This is a genomic window from Marinobacter pelagius, assembly GCF_900114925.1.
Lineage (GTDB): Bacteria > Pseudomonadota > Gammaproteobacteria > Pseudomonadales > Oleiphilaceae > Marinobacter > Marinobacter pelagius.
In genome coordinates, this window is sequence record NZ_FOUR01000007.1 from 30,761 (window position 1) to 55,636 (window position 24,876).

Consider the following 24,876-nt stretch of genomic DNA (forward strand, 5'->3'; position numbering starts at 1 on the left):
TTCAGGCTGCCGGCAGTGCCTTGATGGCGTAGATGTCGTAGCGGCTGCTCTTGCCTTCGACCCGGGTGCTGGGTTCGGGGCCTTCGATGGCGGGAGCCTTGCGGGGGCGCTTGACCACCACCCGGTAAGTGGCGACTTTCATAGCTGCCTCGAGCAACTCGGAGGCGTCCTCGTCATCGCCCACGATCTGGCGGAACACCTCCATTTCCTTCTTCACCCGTGCGGATTTGTCCCGGTGCGGGAACATGGGGTCCAGATAGACCACATCCACTGATCCACCGTCCGCCTGGTGCAGCCAGTCGATGCTGCTGCCGGCGGCCAGGGTCATCCTGGCGACGATCGGCGCGCACTCGACATTGAGTGCGGCGCGGGCCAGGCCATCCTCCAGCAGCGCATGGATAACGGGGTTGCGTTCAAACAGGGTCACCTCGCACCCGAGGCTGGCGAGCACAAAGGCATCCTGGCCCAGGCCCGCGGTCGCGTCCAGCACGTTAAGCCGGGCTTTGGTCTTCTGCAGGCCCACGGCCCGGGCAACCAGTTGACCGGCGCCGCCACCATGCTCACGCCGATACCCCATCTTGCCGGAAACAAACTCGACCCGGACCGGGCCGGGCGCGCCTTTTCCGGTCAACTGCAGGCAAAGCCCCTGCTCGTCCAGGAACAGCAGTACCGGTACATCGGAAATATCGCGGGGGCGAACCACCCCGAGATAGGGAAATCCCAGGCGTTCGCTCAGTTCCACGGCCCGGGAGTGATCGCCCAGGGGGCTGCGGGCAATAGCGAGAGAGTCAGATGAATGGTCAGGATGGGGAGAGGCCACGGGTTACTCGCGGCCAGGCAGCTTTTTCCAGGCCACCTCATCACGGATGTAGACCGGTTGCGCCTGTTCAGCGGTTACAGTGTGCCCCTCTGCCGCCGGTTTCTCGGCCAGACGCGCTACCCAGCTGGCCCGCAACAGCAACTCCGGCGCCACGGACACCATCGGGCCGGACACTTCTGCCGGCATCTGGTCGCGGAACTGCCAGCCGGGACCCGCACCGTACCAGTGTTCGGCTTCGCCGGTCAGGCTGACCGCCTCCGGCGGACAGACCCGTTCCTCGCCAAGCAGTTGGGGCAGGCCGTCACTGCGCCGGTAACAGCCCCAGTAGACCTCACCCATGCGGGCATCGAACGCAACGGCCACGGCATCGCCTTCGGCGATATCGAGGGACTCCATGGCGCCATAGGCCACGGCAGCGAGAGAGGAGACCGGAACCACCGGAAGGTTGAGGCCCCAGGCCAGGCCCTGAACCACGCCGGTGGCAATCCGCAAACCGGTAAACGACCCCGGCCCGCAGGCAAATGCAAGGGCATCCAGATCGGCTGGGGCCAGACCCTTCTCCGCCAGCAATTCCCGCACCATGGGCATGAGCAGCCGGGTATGGCCGCGGGGAGCGACTTCGAATCGCTCGGTTATCTCGCCATCAACAAGAAGGGCTGCGGAGCAGCCCTCTGATGACGTATCCAGTGCCAGCAGTTTCACGGCAGTGAATGCCTCAACGTCAATGATGGATTACTGGAGCTTGGACAGGATCTGGTCGCGGATGCTGTCCAGACTGCCAACGCCTTCCACGCGCACGTACTTCGGTGCAGCAGAGGAATCCTTCTCGGCCCAGTCCTGGTAGAAGCCGATCAGTGGAGCGGTCTGCTCGTGGTAGATCTTCAGGCGTTTGCGAACGGTTTCTTCCTTGTCGTCCTCGCGCTGAACCAGGGGCTCACCGGTCTCGTCGTCCTTGCCTTCCACCTTGGGCGGATCGTATTTCACGTGATAGATACGGCCACTGCCCTCATGGACACGACGGCCGGACAGGCGGCTGACGATTTCCTCGTCATCGACAGCGATCTCGACGACATAGTCGATGGCAATACCCTGGTCCTTGAGCGCTTCCGCCTGGGGAATGGTGCGCGGGAACCCGTCCAGCAGGAAGCCGTTCTTGCAATCCGGCTGCTGGATACGCTCTTCGATCAGGGCGATGATGATGTCGTCGGATACCAGACCACCGGAGGCCATGACTTCCTTGACCTGGTTACCCAGCTCGGAACCGGACTTGACCGCGGCCCGCAGCATATCGCCAGTGGAGATCTGGGGAATATTGAAGCGTTCAGTGATGAACTGTGCCTGAGTCCCCTTGCCTGCGCCTGGCGCGCCTAACATGATGATTCGCATAACGCTGTGCTCCCGTTTTAGTCATTATCGTTTGAAAAGCTGTGGCAAAAACCCCTGCCTTTGCGACAACCTCTCTGATCGGTACAGATGTAAGCCCGGAACGGCGAACGCGCATTATACGAAGTCAGCCTGCCCATAGAAAGTCGACCTCAGTATCATGCACCGAAAAGCAGCAGCGTCAGACTGTCGCAGGCACCGGAAGGCAGTCAGGATGGGCGGGAAGAGGTCAGTGCGTCAAGGTCGGGGGACAGGCTGTCGATGTCCTTTTCGAAGTCGTATACCGCGTCCTGTCTCAGGCCCAGGGAAGCGAGCAGTACCGGGACGTTATCCTCGTTGAACTCATCCCCGATTCCCCTGGACTTCAGCAGTCCGTTCGCCAGCTGCACGATCAGTACATAGGTCTCATGCTCACCGGTGTAGCCCTGGTACTGGTGCATGCCAGCGGCCTTGATGACCGGCTCGGGCAACTGCCAGAAACGGTGGAAAAGACCGCCAATGGCACCATGGCCCACAGCCAGCTCACCTTCCTCGTCACCATGCCCGAACACCTGCTGTTCGAGGGCCTTCATGCTGGCTTCAGGATTGCTCTCCCGTAGCCGACTGAGCTCCTCGAATTCCGCCGGGAACAGATACCCCAGCAACAGCAGACCGAAGTTGTGAAGCAATCCGCACAGGTAAGCCATATCCCGGTCAACACCACAACGGGGTGCAATCCGCTGGCACAGGAACCCGCAGTACAGAGCGTGGGACCAGAATGCCTGCATGCCCAGGATCCCATCCCGGGGAATGCCGAAGCCACCAACCAGGGCGCTGCCCTGGACAATATGGGCCACCCGGTCGACCCCCAGAACCCGGGTGACCGCCTGACGCACGGTTTCGGTCTCGCCGGAGGTTTCGAACAGCCCGGACCGGGCATAACGTAGTATCTGCGCCGTCAGGCTGGGATCCAGCTCGATGACGTCGGCGAGGTCTTCGGCGACCGCCCCTTCACTGGTTGCCATGGAACGAATCTGGGGGGCCAGTGCCGGCATCGGCGGAAGCCGGTAGATATTCCGCAACTTGCCGGCAACTTCGTCCAGGGTCAGCGCCCCCCGGTCACTGCCACCCTGGCCGTGAATCACCAGCCGGGCCCGGAAGGCATCCGCCAACAGGATTTTCAGGGTTTCCCCGTCAATCTCGACCAAGGCATCGTTTCGGCCCCCGGAAAACAGCACCGGCTGGCCATTGATAACATCCTCATCGACCAGCACCGGCACCCGGTAGGCGCCGCCGACCGGCGGCACAAATCCCGGTTCGCAGTCCTCGAACAGCCGTTTGCTCTGACGGGCAGTCAGAGGCTGGAGCCGGCGCCCGGTCAGCTGCTGTACCGCCGGAATATCCAGGGCGCTGTCGAACCGGTGAACGGCCATCACCACCCCGTCGATATCGAGCAACAGCGTGGCCTGGACAAAATCGTGCTGGGACCGGCCCGAGGCGATCACCGCCGCGTCCAGGTTCGGGACCGGCTCGATGGCCAGCTCCCGGTAGGACAGACCCTGTTCACTCAGATACTGCTCCAGCCTGGCCGCAAGCGCCACACCCGATACTCCTATGTCTGTGTCTGGCAGATGGTTAACGCCCGGTTAGCCGGTGTTACGCATACCGGCCGAAATGCCAGCCATTGTCACTTTCAGGGCCCGTTCCACCATTTCCGGCACCTCACCCTTGCCTTCGCTTTCCCGGTCACGCCTCAGAAGCTCGGCCTGGAGGTAATGCAGGGGGTCGGTGTAGGGATTTCGCACTCTCATGGAGTGGGCAAAGACCGGTTCCTGCTCCAGCAAATCCTGCTGCTCCTTCAGCTCCAGCACCCGTCGGATGCAGCCAGCGAGGCGTTCACGCAGCCCCTCACCCAGGCTCAGCAACTCGCTGTCCTCGACCAGAGTCTGTTCATAATAGCTGGCAATCCTCAGGTCGGCTTTGGCCAGCACCATTTCCAGCATATCCACGTAGGTCCGGAAGAACGGCCAGCCCTGCATCATTTCCCGGAGCTCCGGCAGCCGGTCCTCCCGGGCGGCTTCCTCCAGCGCCACATCGCTACCCAGCCAGCTCGGGAGCATCAGCCGCATCTGGGTCCAGGCGAAGATCCAGGGAATGGCTCGCAGGCTCTCGACACCACCGGAGGGCTTGCGCCTGGCCGGACGGCTGCCCAGGGCCAGTTTGCCGAGTGCCTGTTCCGGCGTCACCTGGCGGAAATAGGGTACAAAATCCGGATTCTCCCGAACCACGTCCCGGTAGGCTTTCAGGGAACGTTCGGTCAGCCAGTCCATGGTCTCGCGCCAGCTGTCCTCGGGTTCCGGTGGTGGCGCCAGGGTCGCCTCGATCACCGCTGTGCTGTACAGGGTCAGACTCTGCACCGCCAGACGCGGCAGGCCGAATTTGAAGCGGATCATCTCGCCCTGCTCCGTGATCCGGAAACTGCCGTTCACCGAGCCGGGCGGCTGGGACAGGATGGCGCGATTGGCAGGGCCGCCACCCCGGCCGACGGTGCCACCACGACCATGGAACAGGGTCAGATGGACACCGTACTGGTTGGCCACATGGGTCAGTTTTTCCTGGGCCTGGTACTGGGCCCAGGCGGCCATCAGCTGGCCGGCATCCTTGGAGGAATCGGAATAGCCGATCATCACTTCCTGACGACCCTGGCAGTACTCCCGGTACCATTCCACCTCATACAGGGAAGCCATGGCATCGGGCGCGCCCCGAAGGTCATCCAGGGTTTCGAACAAAGGCACCACCCGCATCGGAAACTTCATGCCCGCTTCCCGCAACAGCAGGATCACGCTCAGCACGTCCGAGGGTTTGCTGGCCATGGAGATAACGTAGGAGCCGAGAGCTTCCGGTGTCTGTGCGGCTACCACTTCGCAGGTTGCGAGCACCTCCCGGACGTTGTCCGATGGCTCCCAGTTCCGAGGCACCAGTGGCCGTCGGCCCTGGAGTTCCTTGACCAGAAAGGCCTGGCGTTCGTCCTCAGTCCAGCTGCTGTAGTCGCCGAGGCCGAGGTAGTCGACCATTTCAGCCACCGCCTCGGCATGGCGGGAGGCCTCCTGGCGGATATCCAGGCGGATCAGTGGCAGGCCAAAGGTGTGGGCACGCCGGATGGTATCCAGCAGCGGCCCGTTGGCAATGGTTTCCAGGCCGCACTCCATCAGGGAACGGTAGCAGAGTTCCAGCGGTCCGGTGAGATCTTCGTTCTCGAACAGGATGCCCTCGGCATCGGCCGATTGCCCGTGCACCTTCGCCTCGGCCCAGTCCCTGGTTTTCACCAGCCGGTCCCGGAGTTCCGCCAACACCTGGCGATAGGGTTCCCGGGACTCGCCGACTATGGCTTTAAGTTCATCACTGGCCTGCCACATGGACAGCTCCGCCCGCAGTGACTGGATATCCCGCAGGAACAGGTCCGCCGCCATCCAGCGACCGAGCAGGAACACGGTGCGGGTCACCTCGTGGGTGACGTTGGGGTTGCCATCCCGGTCACCGCCCATCCAGGAGGCAATGCGGATGGGCGACACCTGGAGTGGCAAGCCCTTGCCGGTGGCATCGGACAGTGAGACATCAAGACTGCGCAGAAAATCCGGCAGGGCCTGCCAGAGGCTGTTCTCGATAACGGCAAATCCCCATTTGGCCTCATCCACCGCGGTCGGCCGCTCATGGCGGATCTCATCGGTATGCCAGGCCTCGGCAATCAACCGGGACAGTCGCGCGACGATCTCGTCCCGCTCCGCCGGCATGAGATCGTCATGGTCCAGCTGGGACAGGCAATCGGACATCTCGTCGTATTTCATGATCAGGGTGCGCCGTGCCACCTCGGTGGGATGGGCGGTGAGCACGAATTCGATGCGCAGGTCAGCAACTCGGCGATGCAACTCCTCCGCGGGCACGCCGCCGGATTTGAGCCGGTCGAACACTTCCCCCAGGGATTCCACCATCAGATCGGACTGATGCCCGCGTTTGCGGCGGATGCCATGGTACTGCTCGGCCAGGTTGGCCAGGTTGAGAAACTGGTTGAACGCTCTTGTGACCGGCAGCAGCTCATCGTCGCCAAGTTTTCTCAGCAGGTTCACCAGCCGCTGGCCGGAGCCGCTTTCCTGCCGGCGATCAGCTTTCGCCGCCGCCCGGATTTCCTCGATCAGGTCATAGCAGTCCTGGCCGGGGAAGCGCTGGATACTCTGCCCCAGCAGTTCGCCCAGCATTCGTACGTTTTCGCGCAGATCCGGATGTAGCTCAGTCACATTGACGTCCTTTTGAATTGACGGAGGCGAAGTAAACTTACGATACTAAGAATCAGCCGAGAAAGTCTATTGGCGTAACCGCTTGTGGTCGCAAGGAGTATTCATGAAAGTGACTGATCTTCCCAAACACTGGGAGAACGAAAAAGAGCCCGTGGAACGTACCCACGACTACAACCTCCGCTTGCCGCTGGAGGATGCCGCCAGGATTGCTGCCCTGGCAGAGCTGTATCCGGACCGTACCGAGGCCGACATTCTGAATGACATGATCGGTGCCGCCCTGGACGACCTGGTGCGTCAGAGCCCGATCAAGGACAAGCTGGAAAGCAAGGATAAGTAAACAGGGGCAGGCGGTCGTGCCGGAGTGGTGAAGGCACCACTCCGGAAGGGCAATTCAGGCTGGAAGTCTTCCTGTGGTCAGGCCACGGATTCCAGCTGGCGGGCCTTGAGGCGCTGGATGTGCTTCTGGCTCAGGCTGACAAACTTCGGGGTCAGGCCCTGATCCTCGTAAATCTCGAACCCATCCTCATCGTAAGCCACAACCCGGGTCCCCTGAACATACGGAAAACTGGTTTCCAACTCGTCCAGGGCTGCGGAAATCAGGTCCCGCATCAGATCCTGTGGCGACTTCATCGGATACAGTGCCGCGAGTTTCTCAAGTCGCTTGTGATGCTGGTCAGACAGCGCCATAAAATAGGCGTCCCGGGTCAGCCGTCCCCGTGCGTGCTTGTCCCAGTAGTTGACCAGATCTTTGATTTTCATGGTGCCTGCACTCCTGCATCTTATTGATAGTATCCGGCGCACTGAAGTTGTGCGTCCGTTACCGGAAGTGTAGACGAAGCCTCGGGTTTGGGAACCATCGGATTGGTAACGGATTGTACTTACCGGAGACAGGTCCTCAGTGCCCGGAGTGGTCCTTCTCGACGCCTTTTACCGCCTGCCAGATGGCATCCAGCGCCTCCAGGGACTCCTCGTCCATGTCGCGACCCTCCTGCGTCAGCACCTGCTCGATGGCACGGAACCGGGCCTCGAATTTGTGGTTGGTTCGTTTGAGAGCCTGCTCCGGATTAACCTTCATGAACCGTGCCAGATTGACGCAGACGAACAACAGATCCCCGAGCTCATCCTCGACGGCATCGCGATCACCGGTACCGGCTTCCGCGGCCTGCCAGGCTTCCTTGAGCTCGTCGATTTCCTCGTGGAGCTTGTCGAACACCGGCCCGATATCGGGCCAGTCAAAACCGTGGCGGGCCGCCCGACGCTGCAGTTTCTCGGCCCGGGCCATGGCCGGCAGGGTGCGGGCGATGCCGTCGAGGCGACTGACCGGCTCCGTGGTTTCAGGCTTGTCGGCACGCTCTTCAGCCTTGATGCGCTCCCAGCTCTCCTTGATCCAGGCTTCACTGGGCCGGTTATCGGGGTCGATGCGGCTCTCCAGGGTGCCCTCGGGAAAGACATGGGGATGACGCCGCACCAGTTTGCGCACCAGATGGTCGACAACGCCATCGAAATCGAAGTGGCCGTCTTCCCGGCCGATCTGGGCATAGAAGATGACCTGGAACAGCAGGTCACCCAACTCGTCCTTCAGATGGGGATAGTCACCACGCTCGATGGCATCCGCTACCTCGTAGGCCTCTTCGATGGTGTGCGGCACGATGGAGCCGTAGGTCTGCTTCGTGTCCCACGGACACCCGGTTTCCGGGTCTCGCAGTCGGGCCATCAGCGTTTTGAGATCGTCAATGGTGTAACTCATCCGCGCTTGCGCCTCACGTCGATGATGTTTGGCAGGTTACGGATCTGCGCCAGCAGCCGGGCCAGCTGCTCAAGGCTGGAGATTTCCACGGTGACCGTCATGGTCGCGGTATTCTCGTCCTTGTTGGTCTGGGTGTTCAGTGCCAGCACATCGCTCTTGGACGCAGAGAGTACCTGGGTGATGTCCCGCAACAGTCCGGAACGGTCGTAGGCCTCGATCTCGATATCCACCGGATAGACCGCCGCCGGTTTGCCGCCCCAGTTCACCTCGATGATCCGGTTCGGCTCGAACTCCCGGAGGTTGAGGAAGGTCAGGCAATCCTGGCGATGCACGGTCACCCCACGACCCACGGTGATATAACCACCAATGGCATCCCCCGGCAGAGGCTTGCAGCATTTCGCCACCTGGGTCTTGAGCTTGCCCACCCCGAGAATCTGGATATCCGACTCGGTGTCATAGGGCTTCTTGCGCTGGGTGGTCAGCTTCAGGTCCAGCTGTTCGGAACGGGGCTCGATCATCTGCTGGGCCACGTTCGCCACGTGGGTCGGGCGCAGATCCCCTGCCCCGACCGCTGCGAACATGTCGGCCGAGCTGTGGCAGTTCACTTTCCGGGCCAGCTCTTCGAGATCCACGTCATACAGGGACAGGCGTTTGAACTCGTCCTCCAGAATGGCGCGACCGTCAATAATGTTGCGGTCCCTATCCTGCTGTTTGAACCAGTGGGTCACCTTGGCGCGTGCCCTGGAGGTCTGGATATAGCCCAGGCTCGGGTTCAGCCAGTCACGGCTCGGCGCCGGGTTGTTGGAGGTGAGGATGAACACCTGATCCCCGGTCTTCAGCGGATAGGTCAGCGGGACAATCCGGCTGTTGACCCTGGCGCCGCGGCAGGCATGGCCAATCTCGGTGTGCACCCGATAGGCAAAGTCCACCGGCGTCGCGCCCTGAGGCAGATCCACCACGTGGCCTTCCGGGGTGAAAACATACACCCGGTCCGACGCCACATCGGACTTCAGGTGATCGGCCAGACCGGACAGATCGCCCAGCTCTTCCTGCCACTCCAGCACCTGACGCAGCCAGTTGATCTTGGCGTCATAGCCCGTGGACTTGTTGTGCTTGTCGGTACCCTTGTACAGCCAGTGGGCACAGACCCCCAGTTCCGCTTCCTGGTGCATCTTGTGGGTCCGGATCTGCACTTCCATGACCTTGCCCTCGGGCCCGATCACCGCGGTATGGAGCGACTGGTAGCCGTTTTCTTTCGGGTTGGCGATGTAGTCGTCGAACTCGTTGGGAATGTGGCGCCAGAGTGAATGCACGATCCCCAGCGCGGCATAGCAGTCCCGCACCTCGGGCACCAGGATGCGCACGGCGCGCACGTCATAGACCTGGGAAAAGTCGATGCCCTTGCGGCGCATCTTTCGCCAGATGCTGTAGATATGCTTGGCCCGGCCGGAGAGCTCGCCCTCGATGCCGGAGGCACGCAACTCCACCTGCAGGGTTTCGATCACCCGGCGGATGTAGCCCTCCCGGTCGAGACGTTTCTCGTCCAGCAGCTTGGCAATCTTCTTGTAGGCGGTTTCGTGCAGGTAACGGAAGGACAGATCCTCCAGTTCCCACTTGATATGACCGATACCCAGCCGGTGGGCCAGGGGCGCGTAGATGTCGAAAACCTCGCGGGCCACCCGCATGCGCTTCTCTTCCGGCGCGTTCTTGACCGCCCGGATAGCGCAGGTCCGCTCTGCCAGCTTGATCAGGGCAACGCGCACGTCGTCGATCATGGTGACCAGCATCTTGCGCACGTTATCCAGCTGACCCTCGCTCTGGCCCAGCACATTGCCCTTGAGCGGGTGATGGATGGAGGAGATTGCCGCCATCTGCTGGACACCGTTGATCAGCCCGGCGACTTCATCACCGAATTCCTTGCGGATTTCCTCCAGCGGCACCCGTTCCTCGCGCACCGCCCGGTAGAGGATGGCGGCGACCAGACTGGCTTGGTCCAGGTGCAGCTCCGCCAGCACCTGGGCCATCTCCAGTCCGATCCGGAAGCTGCTCGAGCCCGGCGCCCACAACCGGTCTTCCCGAAACGCCTGCAGATCGATCTCTGCCGCCTTCTCACAGGCCCGGCGGAACTGGTCAACGTCTTCGAGATGGGTTTGCGAGGCGATGTGGCTGACGCACCGTTCGATGTCGACTTCGCCATCACCTGTTACAGCATAATCTTCGCGAACTTTTACCATATCGGTCTTGTTGTTCCTGTTCGTTGTCGCGGACATCCCTGCCCGCGCTCAATCCTGTTCAGCGATCGGCCCGCTCGAACAGGGCGATAGACTCCACGTGGGTGGTGTGCGGGAACATGTCCATCACACCGGCGCGCACCAGGCGGTAGCCATTGCGCACCATCACGCCCGCATCCCGGGCCAGGGTTGCCGGGTTGCAGGAAACATAAACAATACGATCGGCGCCGAACGCCGTCAGGTATTTGCAGATCTCCTCGGCACCGGAGCGGGGCGGATCGATCAGGATCTTGTCAAAGCCCTCTTTCGCCCAGGACTGACCGGTAAAATCGCCATGCAGGTCAGCACCGTGGAAGGTCACGTTGTCCAGACCGTTCAGCCCGGCATTTTCACGTCCGCGCACCACCATGGCGTCGTCACCCTCGACACCGACGACCTGACCGCCACGACGGGCCAGCGGCAGGGTGAAGTTACCGAGCCCGCAGAACAGGTCCAGCACCCGCTCGCCCGGCTGGACATCCAGCCACTCGACCGCACGGTGTACCATGGACCGGTTGATACCCGCATTGACCTGGGTAAAGTCCATGGGATGAAACTGCATGGTCAGATCGAACTCGTCCAGGCGATAGCTCAGCCGCTCATCGTCCCGACCAGCCGATTCCGGCCAGATCCGGTGTACGGTATCCGGTCCCTTGGGCTGCAGGTATATATGCAAGTCGTGGGCCTGACCGAAGGCGATGAGTTTTTCCCGGTCGCCGGGGCTGAGCTCATCCATGTTGCGAAACACCATGGCCGCCAGATCATCACCGCAGGCCACCTCGACCTGGGGAATGCGGTCGAAGGCATCCATGCTGTGCAGCAATTCGCGCAGCGGCAAGATGCGCTCACCGATGCGCGGATCCATGACCACGCAGCGATCGATGTCGGTCAGGAAGCTGTTGCGCTTCTCCCGGAACCCCACCAGCACGGATTCCCGGGCCTTGACGAAACGGACACCCAGACGGGCCTTGCGCCGGTAGCCGAGGCTGGCCTCGGAACGCATGGGCGCCACCCACTCCTCCGGCTCGATGCCCCCGAAATGGGCAAAATGCTGGCGCAGGGTGTCTTCTTTGAACCGGATCTGGGCATCGCCGCTCATGTGCTGCAGGCTACAGCCGCCGCACAGGTCGGCAAACTCACAGGGGGTCTCCTGGCGCTCGGACGAAGCTTCGAGCACTTCCAGGGTCCGCAGTTCGTCGAACTTGCTGCGGGTGGAGACCACTTTCGCCATCACCGTTTCGCCGGGCAGTGCGCCGTCCACGAACTGGGTCTTGCCGTCATTGCGGGCGATACCCCGGCCGTCATGGCTCAGGGTTTCAATTACACAGCGCACAGGCTCCTTGGGCAGAACCTTCCTGCGTCTTCTACTCATACTGAAATCTCTTGCTGGCTGGTTCAGGCGCCGGGGAAGACACCTGTCGACAGGTACCGGTCACCGCGATCACAGATAATGGCCACGATCACGGCGTTTTCAACCTGCTCTGACAACTTCAGGGCCGCTGCGATCGAACCGCCGGAGGACACCCCACAGAAGATGCCCTCCCGGGCGGCCAGGGCCCGCATGGTGTTCTCGGCCTCGTCCTGGCCGATATCGAGCACCTGGTCCACGCGACTGGCATCGTAGATTTTCGGCAGGTATTCCTCGGGCCAGCGGCGGATGCCGGGAATCGAGGCGCCTTCCTTCGGCTGCAGGCCGATGATGCGGATGTCGGGATTACGCTCCTTCAGGTAGCGGGAGACACCCATGATGGTCCCGGTGGTACCCATGGAGCTGACAAAGTGGGTCACGCGCCCTTCGGTCTGCTCCCAGATCTCCGGGCCGGTGGTGCGGTAGTGGGCCAGCGGGTTGTCGGGGTTGCTGAACTGGTCCAGCACCTTGCCCTTGCCTTCGGCTTCCATCGCCAGGGCCAGGTCGCGGGCTGCCTCCATGCCCTCTTCTTTGCTGACGGTAATGATTTCGGCACCATAGGCACGCATCGAAGCCCGACGCTCCTCGCTCATGTTGGCCGGCATGATCAATACCATGCGGTAGCCCTTGATCGCGGCCGCCATGGCCAGGGCAATTCCGGTATTGCCACTGGTGGCTTCGATCAGGGTATCCCCGGGTTTGATCTCGCCACGGCGCTCAGCCTCCTGGATCATGCTCAGTGCCGGGCGGTCCTTCACCGAACCGGCCGGGTTATTGCCTTCAAGCTTGGCCAGGATGACATTGCTGGTATCGCCCGGCAGGCGCTGCAGGCGGACCAGCGGGGTATGGCCAACATAATCTTCAATGGTGGGGAAATTCATAATAAAACCCTGTGGTACACTTTTGGCTCCGAATCATACGCGTTATGGCCCCGGCATCCCAATACAGCTTCTCGCTATATCCATGACCGGCGGCTATAACCTGTACTTTTTCTGTCTGGTCCGGGACAGATACCACAGTCAGTCCCGGCCGGATCATCTATTCTGACAGGGAAGTGACTGCGGGTTCATTCCCGTGGCAGGGCAATTTTCAGGAAAATCGTATGCGGCGCTGGGGTATTCGCAAGAAAGTGCTGGTGGTGACTCTGGTCCCCACCCTGCTGACCACCCTGATTCTCGGGCTGTTCTTTACCTACAGCTGGGTAAACAACATCGAGAGCCTGCTCAGCGATCGCGGGGAATCACTGTCCCGGCAGCTGGCTGCAGGTTCCGAGTATGGCCTCTTTACCGCCAATCGCAGCCTGCTGAGCAGCCTTTCCAACGCCCTGCTGGAAGAACAGGATGTCCGCTCCATTACCTTCTATGGCAGCGACGGCCGTCGACTGCTGCACACCGGGCCCGGCAGCTCCCAGGCACCCGCCTCCGGAACCCTTCCCCCCGACCATGCCATGCGTATGGCCGGTGAGAACAGCACGCGGTTCGTGACTCCCGTGTATCTGCAGGACCTGATGATCGAGACCATGCTCGATCCGGACGCCCGCCAGTCCATGAGCGAGCTGAAGGAGCCGCTCGGCTGGGTGTCGGTGGAGATGTCCCATGTCCGCACCGAGAAAGAAACTTACAAGGCCATGCTCATTTCCCTGCTGCTGGTGCTCGGCGGCGTACTCCTGAGCCTGGCCATCGCTATGCGCCTCAGCCGCGCCTTCACCGATCCCGTGTTCGAGCTGAACGAGGCGGTGGCGAAGCTCAAGGAAGGCAAGCTCGATACCCGGGTCCATACCGGTGCCGGTCCGGAATTCGAGCAGCTGGAATCCGGCCTCAATGACATGGCCGAGGAGCTGAGCAAGGCCCAGGCCGAGATGCAGCAGAATATTGATCAGGCCACCGGCGACCTGCGTGAGACCCTGGAAACCATCGAGATCCAGAACATCGAGCTGGACTTTGCCCGCAAGGAGGCACTGGAAGCCAGCCGGATCAAATCAGAGTTCCTGGCCAACATGTCCCACGAGATCCGGACACCGCTCAACGGCATCATCGGCTTCACCGAACTGCTGCTGAAGAGCCCCCTGCCCCGGCAACAACGGGACCATCTCAACACGATCCGGAAATCCTCGGAGATCCTGCTGACGATCATCAACGACATCCTGGATTTCTCCAAGATCGAAGCTGGCAAACTGATTCTGGACCGGGTGCCCTTCCAGCTCCGGGACATCATCGAGGAAGTCATGGTCATGCTGGCGCCGGCGGCCCACAGCAAGAACCTGGATCTGGCCCCGCTGGTCTATAACGATGTGCCGGACAACGTCATGGGCGATCCGCTGCGGGTCAAGCAGATCATCACCAACCTGGTGAACAACGCCATCAAGTTCACCCAGACCGGGGAAGTGGTGCTGCGGGCCAGCCTGGAGGACGAGGACCAGGAGAACAACCGGGTGACCGTGAAGATCAGCATCACCGATTCCGGCGTCGGACTTTCCCGGGCCCAGCAGCAATCCCTGTTCAATGCCTTCAGCCAGGCGGATGCCTCCACTGCCCGGCAGTATGGCGGGACCGGCCTGGGGCTGGCCATTTCCAAGCGACTGGTGGAGGAAATGGGCGGCCAGATCGGGCTGGAGAGCGAGCTGGGCAAGGGTTCCACCTTCTGGTTCACCCTGAACACCGAACTGTCGGCCACCGGCGAGGTCGTCACGCCCAGGGACGCCCTCAAGGGCGAGAAGGTTCTTTACCTGGAACATCAGAAGACCACGGGGCTGGCCGTCGAGCATATGCTTCGGGACTGGGGCATGGTGGTGGATCGGGTTGCCTCCTCCGGTGCCATGCAGGAACAGATCGAGGAAGCCCAGAAAAGCCAGGCCGGCTACGCGGTTGCCATTGTCGGCATCACCCGGAACCTGCTCAACTCCAGTCAGTACCGCAACCTGCTGCATAACCTCGAAGTCGAGCGTGATTGCCGGACACTGCTGCTCACGCCTACTCTGGAAAGCCATGATCCCGGGCTTTCCGGGCTCGCCAGTGGTCATCTGACCAAGCCCGTGTGCCGCAACGCCCTCTATGACGAGTTGCTGCTCCTCGTGCATGGCATCAACGCCGGCGGGCGGGCCATCGACAGTTACGCCCCTGGCACCGGGCGTCAGGCCCGGAACAACGTCCCCAGGGTGCTCGCGGTGGACGACAACGAGGCCAACCTGAAGTTGGTCATGACCCTGCTGGATGACTGCCAGCTGGAGGCGGAGTCCGCCTGCAACGGCTTCGACGCCCTGAGTAAGGCGCGGCAGAAGCCCTTCGACCTGGTGTTCATGGACCTGCAGATGCCCGGCATGGATGGCGTCGAGACCACCGCCCGGATCCGCGAGCTGGACACCAACACTCACCGGACCCCCATCATCGCCCTGACTGCCCATGCCCTCGCCGATGAACAGGAGGCGCTGGCAAAGCAGGGATTTGACGGTTACATGGCCAAGCCGATCAGCAGTAGTGAGCTGACCGCGATTATCCGGGAATACACAGGGTATGATTGCGGCAATCGCAGCACCCCACCCAATTTTTCCGAGGTCCGGGATACCCGGAAGCCGCTTCGGCCTTCTTCGCGCAGGGTGCAGGAGGATTGCGTCAGTGTGTCAGAGAGTATCCAGCTGGCCGCCGGCAAGGCAGATCTGGCGGAAGAGCTGTTCAGCATGCTGGTTGAACAGCTGCGCCCGGACATGCAGAAAATCCGGGATTTCTGGGCAGAGGGCGACATGGACAGCTTGCTGGACTGCGTCCATAAGCTCCATGGCGCTACCCGCTATTGCGGTGTGCCGGAGTTGAGAGCCGCCGCCAACCAGCTGGAAACCGCCCTCAAGTGCTCGGCCCCGGATATCGGGGCTCACAAGGATCAATTGCTGGAGGCCATGGAGCGACTGCACGCCTGGAGCGAGCAGACCGACTGGCAACCGCTGTTCCGGCAGGACCAGTACCAGACCGGCACCGCGCCCTGACCCCCGGCGTCAGGCGCGGCCGCAGGCCCGGTCAATAATGGCCTTCATGTCGGCCACAGCTTCTTTCAGGCCGGTGAACACGGCCCGGGCAATGATGGCGTGGCCGATATTAAGCTCGTTGATGCCGGGGATGGCGGCCACCCGCTCGGTGTTGTGGTAATGAAGGCCGTGGCCGGCGTTCACGATCAGCCCCTTCTTGCGGGCATAGGCCACGGCATTGGCAATGATCTGAAACGCCTTGTCTTCCTCTTCGGCGGTTTTTGCCTCGGCATATTCTCCGGTATGCAACTCCACCACCGGCGCACCGCATCGAACTGCGGCATCGATCTGGACCGGGTCCGGATCAATGAACAGGGAAACCTCGGCACCAATCCGGCCCAGCCGCTCGCACGCCTTGGCGACCCGCGTTTCCTGGCCATCAACGTCGAGACCACCCTCGGTGGTCAGCTCTTCCCGTTTCTCCGGCACCAGGCAGACACACTCAGGCCGCACCTGCTCGGCAAACGCCAGCATGGCGTCGGTGACGGCCATCTCGAGATTCATCTTGGTCTGCAGGACTTCACGCAGCAACAGGACATCGCGGTCCTGGATGTGGCGCCGGTCTTCCCTGGGGTGAATGGTGATACCGTCGGCCCCCGCTTCCTCGGCAAGAATCGCCGCCTGTACCGGATCCGGGTAACGGGTGCCACGGGCCTGGCGCAGGGTGGCCACGTGATCGATGTTGACGCCAAGCAATACTCTAGGATTCATGGTGTTCTCCCCGAAGGTGACTGAAAAGGCTTCGACTGTTCAATGGGCGACCCTGCAGCAGGTAGTCGACCAGCACCCGCATGACCCGCTTGGCAAGCCGGCGGCTGGCGGCGGATTCCAGGTCGCCGGCGGCGACCGCCAGCAGAACCTCACCCGGTAAATCCTGCAAACGTACGCCCTGAAAAGGTTTCGAGACAATGCCCTGTTCCGGATCATAGTAGTAGCGCTGGCCGGCCTCGACAGATTCACCGGTATCGGTGGTTTGGTCCCAGGCAAAGTCGTAGCCAAGGGCGCCGGCGAAGGCCTGCTCGAACCGGCGCAGCACCGGCTCTATGTCGGAGGTAGCAGAGAGCTCGCTGATGGCATCGATGTAGGCCGCAAACAGGGTGGGATGGGGATCGGCCGCAGGCAGAATGCGTTGCAGCAATTCATTCAGGTACAGTCCGCTGTAGAGCGAAGCGGTGCGTTTAAGCTCCGGCCCGGGACGCACGTCAACCTGAGTCAGGGTTTTGAGGTCACCGCGCCCGGTCCAGTCCAGCAGCAGCGGCTGGAAAGGCTGAAGCTGGGCCTTCAGCTGGCTTCTGGCACTGTTCGCCCCACGCGCGATGACTGTCATCCGGCCCCGGTTCAGGGTGAATACATCCACCATGAGGCTGGTTTCCCGCCACGGGCGGCGGTGGATGACATAGGCGGGCTCCTGCTGTTCCGGCCCCCTCATAGACGCCTCAGAAGTCGTTCATGCCCAGGCTTTTGAGTGCCCGGTCGCTGTCCGCCCAGCCGCGCTTCACCTTGACCCACAGCCGGAGCATGATCTTGCTTCCGAACATCCGCTCCATGTCGGTGCGGGCTTCCTGACCGATGCGACGCATGCGCTCGCCCTTGTCGCCGATGATGATCTTCTTCTGGCCTTCACGCTCCACAAGGATCAGGGCGGAAATATGCAGGGTCTTGCCCTGATGCTTGAACTCTTCAATCTCCACCGCTACCGAATAGGGCAGCTCGGCACCCAGCTGACGGGTGATCTTTTCCCGGACAATTTCCGCTGCCATGAATCGCTCACTGCGATCGGTGATCTGGTCATCCGGATAGAAATGCACGCTCTCGGGCAGATAGCGGCCAACCGCCTCTTCCAGGGGCTCAAGGTTGGTTTCCTTTAGCGCCGACAGCGGAATGATTTCTGCGAACTCCCGCTTCTTCGACAGCATCTCCAGGTGCGGCAACAGGGCGTCCCGGTTTTCCACCTTGTCGACCTTGTTGACGGCCAGGATCACGGGGCACTTCACTCTGGACAGCTTCTCCAGCACCATTTCATCCGCGGTGGTCCAGGCCAGCTGGTCCACCACGAACACCACCACATCCACATCAATCAGCGCCGACGAGGCGGCCTTGTTCATGTAGCGGTTCAGGGCCCGGGGCTCGTCTTCATGCATGCCCGGGGTGTCCACATAGATGGCCTGGACCGGACCGTCGGTCTTGATGCCCAGCACCTCGTGTCGGGTGGTCTGGGGCTTTCGGGAGGTAATACTCAGCTTCTGTCCCAGGATATGGTTCAGCAGAGTGGACTTGCCGACATTCGGGCGGCCAACAATGGCCACGAATCCACAACGGCTGTCGGGATTCTCGGGACGGGTAATATCATTCATCAGGAATTCTCCACACCCAGCTCTTTCAGGGCGTTACGGGCTGCCTGCTGCTCGGCCACACGACGGCTGCTGCCGGTGCCGGTGGTCTTGCGATCGAGGGATGGCAGGGCGCAGGATACATGGAAGGTCTGGTTGTGTGCTTCACCGTCGACGGAGATCACGTCATAGCGGGGCAGCGGGAACTGCCGCGACTGCAGATACTCCTGCAACCGGGTCTTGGGATCTTTCTGGGTATCCTGCAGATCCAGGTTTCGCAGGCGCTGCTCGAACCACCGCAGCACCTGGGAACGACAGGTGTGGAAATCGCTGTCCAGATAGATGGCGCCGATGATGGATTCGACAGCATCGGCGAGGATGGACTCCCGGCGGAATCCACCACTCTTGAGTTCACCGGATCCCAGGCGCAGGTATTTCCCCAGCTCGAACTCGCGGCCGATCTCCGCCAGGGTCACGCCCTTGACCATGCGGGCACGCAGCCGGCTCAGCTGCCCTTCCCTGGCCTTGTCAAAGTTCAGGAACAGGTACTCGGCGATGACCATATTGACGATGGAGTCCCCCAGGAACTCCAGTCGCTCGTTGTTCTGGTTGCCGTAGCTGCGGTGTGTGAGCGCCAGCAGCAGCCGCTCGGGAGACTTGAACTGATAGCCGATGCGCCGCTGTAACTGATCCAGATCCGGTTGTGAACTCACTTGCCCTTCAACTCATACTCATGCTTGAAGTGGATAACAGTATCCACGTTACTGAAAAGGTTGTTGCGAACCTCGTAATCCACCTTGATCACGACGAACTCGCCATTCTTTTCCACGGAAATGTGCTTGGGATCGAAGCCACGCACATTGTTGACGCTCAGACGCTTGTTGATCAGGGTAAGCACCTGCGCCGGCCCCATGGTCGAAAGACCTTCCGTGCCATCCAGGCTCTCCAGGGCCTCCTGAATGGTGATGTCATCGATATAGACCGGCCCCAGCTTGACCACCAGTGTCAGCAGGCTGCCGAAAAACAGCACCATGATCAGAATGGTCAGGACGGATGCGCCGCCCTGACGCCCCATCGTGGAGAGATTGTTTTTCTTCATTATAACTGCACTCCAGATTAGTCTGCGTTATTCGATACCACCGACACGATCAAAGGATGGCAGACTGGTGATCGATTTCCAGTGCATCCAGATCGCAAAGGCCTTGCCGACGATCAGTTCGTCCGGCACCGTGCCCCAGTAGCGGCTGTCATTGCTGTTGTCCCGGTTATCCCCCATCACGAAGTAATGGCCTTCGGGGACCACCCACTCGCCTTCGCCGGAGCTGCCGGCCCGTCCGAGGGTCAGGAAGATATCGTGTTCCACCTCTCCGAGGTCCTCGCGCCGCAACTCCATTGGTGGCAACCGCGCAACGAACCGGCTGTCGACCTGTTCGCCGTTGATGAACAGCTGCTTGTCCTGGTACCGGATGCGATCACCGGGCAGTCCGATCACCCGCTTGATGTAGTTGGTGGCGCCGTCTTCCGGGTACTTGAACACCATGACATCGCCCCGCTCGGGGTCGCCGACCTCCAGGATCTTGGTGCCGGCCACCGGCAGGCGAATTCCGTAGGCGTACTTGTTGACCAGGATGAAATCACCCACTTCCAGTGTCGGCAACATGGAGCCAGAGGGAATCTGGAACGGTTCTACCAGGAATGAGCGCAGGATCAGGACGATGGCCAGGACCGGGAAAAACGAACGGCTCAGATCAACCAGGTAAGGCTCTTTCGGTTCCTCCTCGCCGGATACCGCTTCATCTTCCTGACCGGTGCCCGGGCTGCTGGCCCGGGCCGCCGCAAGCCGGCGCTCACGCAGGAATAGCTTGTCCGCCAGCCAGATCAGACCTGTCGCAAAGGTCAGTACTACCAGAACCAGGGGAAAATCGATATCCATCCGGGTGCCTTCTGTTATTTGTCGACTTTCAACACGGCAAGAAACGCTTCCTGAGGCACCTCGACATTACCCAGCTGCTTCATACGCTTTTTACCTTCTTTCTGCTTCTGCAGCAGTTTCTTCTTACGGCTGACGTCACCACCGTAACACTTGGCGGTCACGTTCTTGCGCAGAGCCTTGACGGTCACCCGGGCCACCACGTGGGTGCCGATAGCCGCCTGGATGGCGATATCAAACATCTGCCGGGGAATCAGCTCTTTCATCTTGTCGATCAGCTGCCGGCCCTTGTAGTGCGCCTGCTCCTTGTGAACGATCAGCGCGAGGGCATCCACCCGCTCGCCGTTGATCAGCACGTCCAGGCGTACCAGGTTCGCCGGCTGGAAGCGCACAAAGTGGTAATCCAGGGAAGCAAAACCACGGCTGGCCGACTTGATCCGGTCAAAGAAGTCCATCACCACTTCCGCCATGGGCAACTCATAGGTGAGCTGCACCTGGGTGGACATGAAGTGCATGTTCTTCTGGATGCCGCGTTTCTCCTCGCACAGCGCGATCACGTTACCCAGGTGCTCCTGTGGCACCAGGATATTGGCCTCCACGATGGGTTCACGCATCTCCTCGATAGAGCCAATATCCGGAAGCCTCGAGGGGTTGTCCACCGACAGGGTCTCACCCTGCTTGGTCAACACTTCATAAATTACCGTCGGCGCGGTGGTAATCAGATCCAGGTCATACTCGCGCTCGAGCCGTTCCTGAATGATCTCCATGTGCAGCATGCCCAGGAAACCACAGCGGAAACCGAAACCGAGGGCGTCGGAATTCTCCGGCTCGAAGAACAGGGAGGCGTCGTTCAGGGTCAGCTTTTCCAGGGCGTCACGGAAGTCGTCATAGTCGTCCGCGCTGACCGGGAACAGGCCGGCGTAGACCTGCGGCTTGACCTTCTTGAAGCCGGGCAGCATCGGAGTCTCTGCCGCGAACTTCTGGTGTACGATGGTGTCGCCCACCGGCGCGCCATGGATATCCTTGATGCCGGCAACCACGAACCCTACGTCACCCGCCTCGAGGATATCGGTATCCTTGGGCTTGGGATTGAAGATGCCCACCTTGTCGGCATTCCAGGCCTTGCCGGTGGACTTGATCACGATCTTGTCGCCCTTGCGCAGGGTACCCTCGGTGACGCGCACCAGGGATACCACGCCCAGGTAGTTGTCGAACCAGGAATCGATGATCAGCGCCTGCAGGGGCGCGCTGCGGTCACCCTTGGGCGGTGGAATCTTGCGGATCAGATCTTCCAGCACATCCTCCACGCCCAGGCCGCTCTTGGCACTGCAGCGCACGGCGTCGGATGCCTCGATGCCGATGATATCCTCGATCTCGGCGGCCACCCGGTCCGGCTCGGCCTGGGGCAGGTCCATCTTGTTCAGGACCGGCACCACCTCAAGGCCCTGCTCGATGGCGGTGTAACAGTTGGCCACGGACTGGGCTTCCACGCCCTGCCCGGCATCCACCACCAGCAGCGCACCTTCACAGGCGTACAGGGAGCGGGACACCTCGTAGGAGAAATCCACGTGGCCCGGGGTGTCGATGAAATTCAGTTTGTAGGTCTCACCATCCCGGGCCTTGTAGTTGAGCGTGACACTCTGGGCCTTGATAGTGATCCCGCGCTCCCGTTCCAGGTCCATGGAATCCAGGACCTGCTCGGCCATCTCACGGTCCGTCAGGCCGCCACAGATCTGGATAAAACGATCAGCGAGGGTGGATTTACCGTGGTCGATGTGGGCGATGATGGAAAAGTTACGGATTCGGCTCAGTTCAGTCACAGAAAATGAATACTCATAATTAAGACGAAGGATTGAGCCCGGAGGGGCCGCTACCGGGATCCGGGAACGGCGTGATTTTACCGGTTACCGCCGGCCATTGCCATGATCAGGAAATCAGCGGTTTCTCATACTGGCGAATCAGGAAGCCGATCAGGGCATCCTCATCCAGCGGATAACTGAACAGGTTGCCCTGACACTGGGCACAACCGGCGGTTTTCAGGAAGCTCAGTTGCTGGAGCGTTTCCACGCCCTCGGCCACCACCGTCAGGTGCAGGTTACGGGCCAGCGCGATAACGGCGGAGGCAACATCGGTGGCACTGACGTTGTAGGGAATGTCGCGAATGAAGCGATGGTCAATCTTGATTACGTCCAGCGGCAACTGCTGCAGCGCCACCAGTGAGCAGGAGCCGGTGCCGAAATCATCGAGAATCAGACAGACACCGAGGTCGTTGAGGGCGACCAGCAACTCCCTCAGCATGCGCGGATCCTCGTTCAGCAGCTCCGCCGGCATCTCCAGCTCCAGGCACTCCGGTGAGACACCGGTTTCGGTGATTACCTGGCGAACCATGTCCAGGAATCCGTTGTCGGTCAGCTGGCGCACCGAGAGGTTCACTGCCATTTTCAGGGAGTCAAAGCCGGCCCGCTCAAGCGCCTGTACCTGGATACAGGCCTGGCGCAGTGCCTGCTCGCCCAGGCGCACGATCAGCCCGGTTTCTTCAGCCAGCCCGATAAACTGCTGGGCCGAGACCAGGCCTTTTTCGGGATGATGCCAGCGCAGGAAAGCTTCAACCCCGATGACCCGCTCGGTATTCAGGTCCACCTTGGGTTGGTAGTGCAGGACAAAGCGGTCCTCATCCAGGGCGGTCGCCAACTCTTCCTGCTGCAGAAGGCGCCGGGCGGCCTGGATATTCATTGCCGGCGTGAAGAACTGGTAGGTGTTCCGGCCGACCTCCTTGGCCCGGTACATTGCCAGGTCCGCGTACTTCATCAGCGTGCCGGAATCCTCGCTGTCCTGGGGCACCATGGTGATACCGATACTGACGGTCACACCCACTTCGTGGTCATTGAGCCGGACCCGCTGGCACAACCGGCGCAGAATGGTATCCGCCACCTTGCCGGCGGCATCGGGGCCACTGATCCTGGACAGCAGCACCACAAATTCGTCACCGCCCAGCCGGGCGACCGAATCTTCCTCCCGGACACACCCTTCCAGCCAATAGGCAACCTGGCGCAGCAACTCGTCGCCGGCATCATGACCGAGGGTGTCGTTGATGCGCTTGAAGCCGTCGAGATCCAGGAACATCAACGCGGCCGAGTCTCCGCTGCGGCGACACCGACGCACCACATGGTTGAGACGGTCCCGGAACAGCTGGCGATTAGCCAGACCTGTGAGCGGATCGTAGAACGCCAGTCGATGCAGTTCCGATTGCGCCGCCTTGAGCTGGGTGAGGTCGCGAAGGCTGAGCACCACACCATTGACCCCCGGCACCGACAACATGGCGGTATAGGTGCCTTCCATGTCCCGCCATTGGCCACCGGCATCCCTGATGCGGGCCCGAATGACCGGCATCTGCTTGCCTGGAGACTTGATCGATTCCTCAAACCCGCGCTGAAGCTGAGGCCAGTCGTCACTGTGAACCAGGTCCCCGAAGGCCAGTTCAGGCACTTTCTCCGGCTCGAACCCGAGGATGTCGAGACTGGAGGGGCTGGCATACCGGGGCTGACCATTGCGGTCCATCACCAGGGTCACATTCGCGGCACCCTCGGTTATGGCCCGGTAACGGCCGGCGGTGATCTGGGCCATCAGGCGGGAACGAACCAGGGCAAGCACGAACAGGAACAGCAGCACGCTGATGACCACACCGCTGCCCAGGACGATGGGCGGCCGTGGGTCGGAGGCCAGGTAATCAAAAGCCGGGGTGGAACGGGTCTGGAGCAGCCAGTCACGGCCACCATGGGTGATGGTCTGGCTCATCTCGAAACTGAACTCGTTATCCAGGGAGCCCAGGTTCGATCCATACATCACCGCATCCCGGCTGATGACGCCGTTGTCGTAGATCCTGACATCAAGAAAAGGGGCAATCAGCCCGACAATGCCATCGAGAAGGTTGTTCATTCGGAAGGCGCTGAAAACATACCCGGCAAGCATCATGCGCCGCTCGGCACGGTTCTCGGGAATGGTGCCGCCCTGAAAGACAGGATAGTACATCAGGAAGCTGGCCTGATCCTCGGCCACCTCCTCCTGCACCAGCACTATTTTGGGGGTGACCGTGGGAACAGCCTCGTCCCTGGCCTGTTCCATGGCTTGCCGGTGTTTGGGATCGCTGAACGCGTCATAGCCAAGTGCGCGCCGGTTCCGTTCGGTGCCCGGCTCCAGGTAAACCATGGGGTAGTAATAGGGCCCTGTACCCAGCGGGGTCACCAGGTAATTGTGCACCCCTTCGGCCCTGACCGAGGCAATGTGATCGGCCATTCCCCGCACCCCGATACGCCGGACATAACCTATGCCCTGGATTCCGGGGTAATAACGGTTGATATCGACCTTGTCGACGTATTCGCGCCACTGTTCCCGGGAGACATCGCCGGCGACGGCAAAGAGTCCGGCACTGCCGGCCAGAACCTGCTCGTAGTTGAGCAGGCGTTCCTCGATTGCGGTCTTGAGCTGAAGCGACTGGGTCCGGAACCGTGCCTCGGTGCGATCCTCCACCAGACGGATCGACACCTGCCAAAGGACAATCGTCACAGCGATACCAACGGCAAAGACCAGCCAGGCTACCCAAGCATTGCGGAATTCCAGCAGTCTGCGGAGGGGAAGTTCCTTCTTGTTCATCATCGGTCCGGGTCCGTTCCTTGGCCTCTTTTTCTTCGGTTCGCGCGAGTAT

The 24,876-nt window shown here is 61.2% G+C and carries 20 protein-coding genes; 2 read left to right on the top strand and 18 right to left on the bottom strand.

Features of this window, described 5'->3' with window-relative positions; translation table 11 throughout:
* Nucleotide 1: 1 nt before the first annotated feature.
* From BM254_RS13715 to ppc, 5 genes are all read right to left on the bottom strand, one after another.
* Complete coding sequence (locus tag BM254_RS13715; RefSeq protein ID WP_092004783.1) at nt 2-820, bottom strand: class I SAM-dependent methyltransferase; 819 nt, start codon at nt 818-820, stop codon at nt 2-4.
* Nucleotides 821-823: 3 nt separating this feature from the next.
* Complete coding sequence (gene tsaB, locus BM254_RS13720) at nt 824-1,522, bottom strand: tRNA (adenosine(37)-N6)-threonylcarbamoyltransferase complex dimerization subunit type 1 TsaB (protein ID WP_092004786.1); 699 nt, start codon at nt 1,520-1,522, stop codon at nt 824-826.
* A 30-nt stretch (nt 1,523-1,552) separates the two neighbouring features.
* Nucleotides 1,553-2,206 (bottom strand): adenylate kinase, encoded by a 654-nt coding sequence (gene adk / locus BM254_RS13725; RefSeq protein ID WP_092004789.1) that lies wholly within the window; start codon nt 2,204-2,206, stop codon nt 1,553-1,555.
* A 206-nt stretch (nt 2,207-2,412) separates the two neighbouring features.
* Nucleotides 2,413-3,783, bottom strand: a complete 1,371-nt coding sequence (locus BM254_RS13730; RefSeq protein ID WP_092004793.1) for an HDOD domain-containing protein — start codon at nt 3,781-3,783, stop codon at nt 2,413-2,415.
* Between the two features lie 45 nt (nt 3,784-3,828).
* The gene (ppc, locus tag BM254_RS13735; RefSeq protein ID WP_092004796.1) at nt 3,829-6,474 is read right to left on the bottom strand and encodes a phosphoenolpyruvate carboxylase; all 2,646 of its coding nucleotides are present in this window, start codon (nt 6,472-6,474) and stop codon (nt 3,829-3,831) included.
* A gap of 103 nt (nt 6,475-6,577) precedes the next feature.
* Here ppc and BM254_RS13740 point away from each other — a divergent pair, with 103 nt between their 5' ends.
* Nucleotides 6,578-6,811 carry a hypothetical protein gene (locus BM254_RS13740; protein ID WP_092004799.1) on the top strand — a complete coding sequence of 78 codons (234 nt, stop codon included), beginning with the start codon at nt 6,578-6,580 and terminating at the stop codon, nt 6,809-6,811.
* A gap of 77 nt (nt 6,812-6,888) precedes the next feature.
* Here BM254_RS13740 and BM254_RS13745 read toward each other — a convergent pair whose 3' ends face one another.
* From BM254_RS13745 to cysM, 5 genes are all read right to left on the bottom strand, one after another.
* Entirely contained in the window at nt 6,889-7,233 is a 345-nt protein-coding gene (locus BM254_RS13745; RefSeq protein WP_092004802.1) for a pilin assembly protein, read from the bottom strand.
* Nucleotides 7,234-7,369: 136 nt separating this feature from the next.
* Nucleotides 7,370-8,221: a nucleoside triphosphate pyrophosphohydrolase gene (gene mazG, locus BM254_RS13750; protein WP_092004805.1), complete on the bottom strand. Its 852-nt coding sequence runs from the start codon at nt 8,219-8,221 to the stop codon at nt 7,370-7,372.
* Nucleotides 8,218-10,455, bottom strand: coding sequence for a GTP diphosphokinase (gene relA, locus BM254_RS13755; RefSeq protein WP_092004807.1), 2,238 nt, complete (start codon nt 10,453-10,455; stop codon nt 8,218-8,220). Before relA ends, mazG begins: the two co-directional genes overlap by 4 nt.
* Before the next feature lie 58 nt (nt 10,456-10,513).
* Complete coding sequence (rlmD, locus tag BM254_RS13760) at nt 10,514-11,863, bottom strand: 23S rRNA (uracil(1939)-C(5))-methyltransferase RlmD (protein ID WP_092004809.1); 1,350 nt, start codon at nt 11,861-11,863, stop codon at nt 10,514-10,516.
* A 23-nt stretch (nt 11,864-11,886) separates the two neighbouring features.
* Complete coding sequence (gene cysM, locus BM254_RS13765; RefSeq protein WP_092004812.1) at nt 11,887-12,780, bottom strand: cysteine synthase CysM; 894 nt, start codon at nt 12,778-12,780, stop codon at nt 11,887-11,889.
* A gap of 221 nt (nt 12,781-13,001) precedes the next feature.
* Here cysM and BM254_RS13770 point away from each other — a divergent pair, with 221 nt between their 5' ends.
* Nucleotides 13,002-15,875 carry an ATP-binding protein gene (locus tag BM254_RS13770; RefSeq protein ID WP_092004815.1) on the top strand — a complete coding sequence of 958 codons (2,874 nt, stop codon included), beginning with the start codon at nt 13,002-13,004 and terminating at the stop codon, nt 15,873-15,875.
* A 9-nt stretch (nt 15,876-15,884) separates the two neighbouring features.
* On the opposite strand, the gene pdxJ is transcribed toward BM254_RS13770, so the two are convergent.
* The 8 genes from pdxJ to BM254_RS13810 all read right to left on the bottom strand — a co-directional run bounded on the left by pdxJ (nt 15,885) and on the right by BM254_RS13810 (nt 24,827).
* Complete coding sequence (pdxJ, locus tag BM254_RS13775) at nt 15,885-16,625, bottom strand: pyridoxine 5'-phosphate synthase (RefSeq protein WP_092004818.1); 741 nt, start codon at nt 16,623-16,625, stop codon at nt 15,885-15,887.
* The gene (gene recO / locus BM254_RS13780) at nt 16,615-17,343 is read right to left on the bottom strand and encodes a DNA repair protein RecO (RefSeq protein WP_092004821.1); all 729 of its coding nucleotides are present in this window, start codon (nt 17,341-17,343) and stop codon (nt 16,615-16,617) included. Before recO ends, pdxJ begins: the two co-directional genes overlap by 11 nt.
* A 7-nt stretch (nt 17,344-17,350) precedes the next feature.
* Nucleotides 17,351-18,268: a GTPase Era gene (gene era / locus BM254_RS13785; protein WP_092004824.1), complete on the bottom strand. Its 918-nt coding sequence runs from the start codon at nt 18,266-18,268 to the stop codon at nt 17,351-17,353.
* Nucleotides 18,268-18,957 (bottom strand): ribonuclease III, encoded by a 690-nt coding sequence (gene rnc / locus BM254_RS13790; protein ID WP_092004827.1) that lies wholly within the window; start codon nt 18,955-18,957, stop codon nt 18,268-18,270. The genes era and rnc overlap by 1 nt, the downstream gene beginning before the upstream one ends.
* On the bottom strand, nt 18,954-19,343 hold the full coding sequence (locus tag BM254_RS13795; RefSeq protein WP_092004832.1) for a DUF4845 domain-containing protein: 390 nt from the start codon (nt 19,341-19,343) through the stop codon (nt 18,954-18,956). Before BM254_RS13795 ends, rnc begins: the two co-directional genes overlap by 4 nt.
* A 27-nt stretch (nt 19,344-19,370) precedes the next feature.
* A complete protein-coding gene (lepB, locus tag BM254_RS13800; RefSeq protein ID WP_092004835.1) occupies nt 19,371-20,177 on the bottom strand; it encodes a signal peptidase I in 807 nt (268 codons plus the stop codon).
* A gap of 14 nt (nt 20,178-20,191) precedes the next feature.
* Entirely contained in the window at nt 20,192-21,994 is a 1,803-nt protein-coding gene (lepA, locus tag BM254_RS13805; RefSeq protein ID WP_092004837.1) for a translation elongation factor 4, read from the bottom strand.
* A 106-nt stretch (nt 21,995-22,100) separates the two neighbouring features.
* Nucleotides 22,101-24,827, bottom strand: coding sequence for a bifunctional diguanylate cyclase/phosphodiesterase (locus tag BM254_RS13810; RefSeq protein ID WP_092004840.1), 2,727 nt, complete (start codon nt 24,825-24,827; stop codon nt 22,101-22,103).
* Nucleotides 24,828-24,876: the final 49 nt, after the last annotated feature.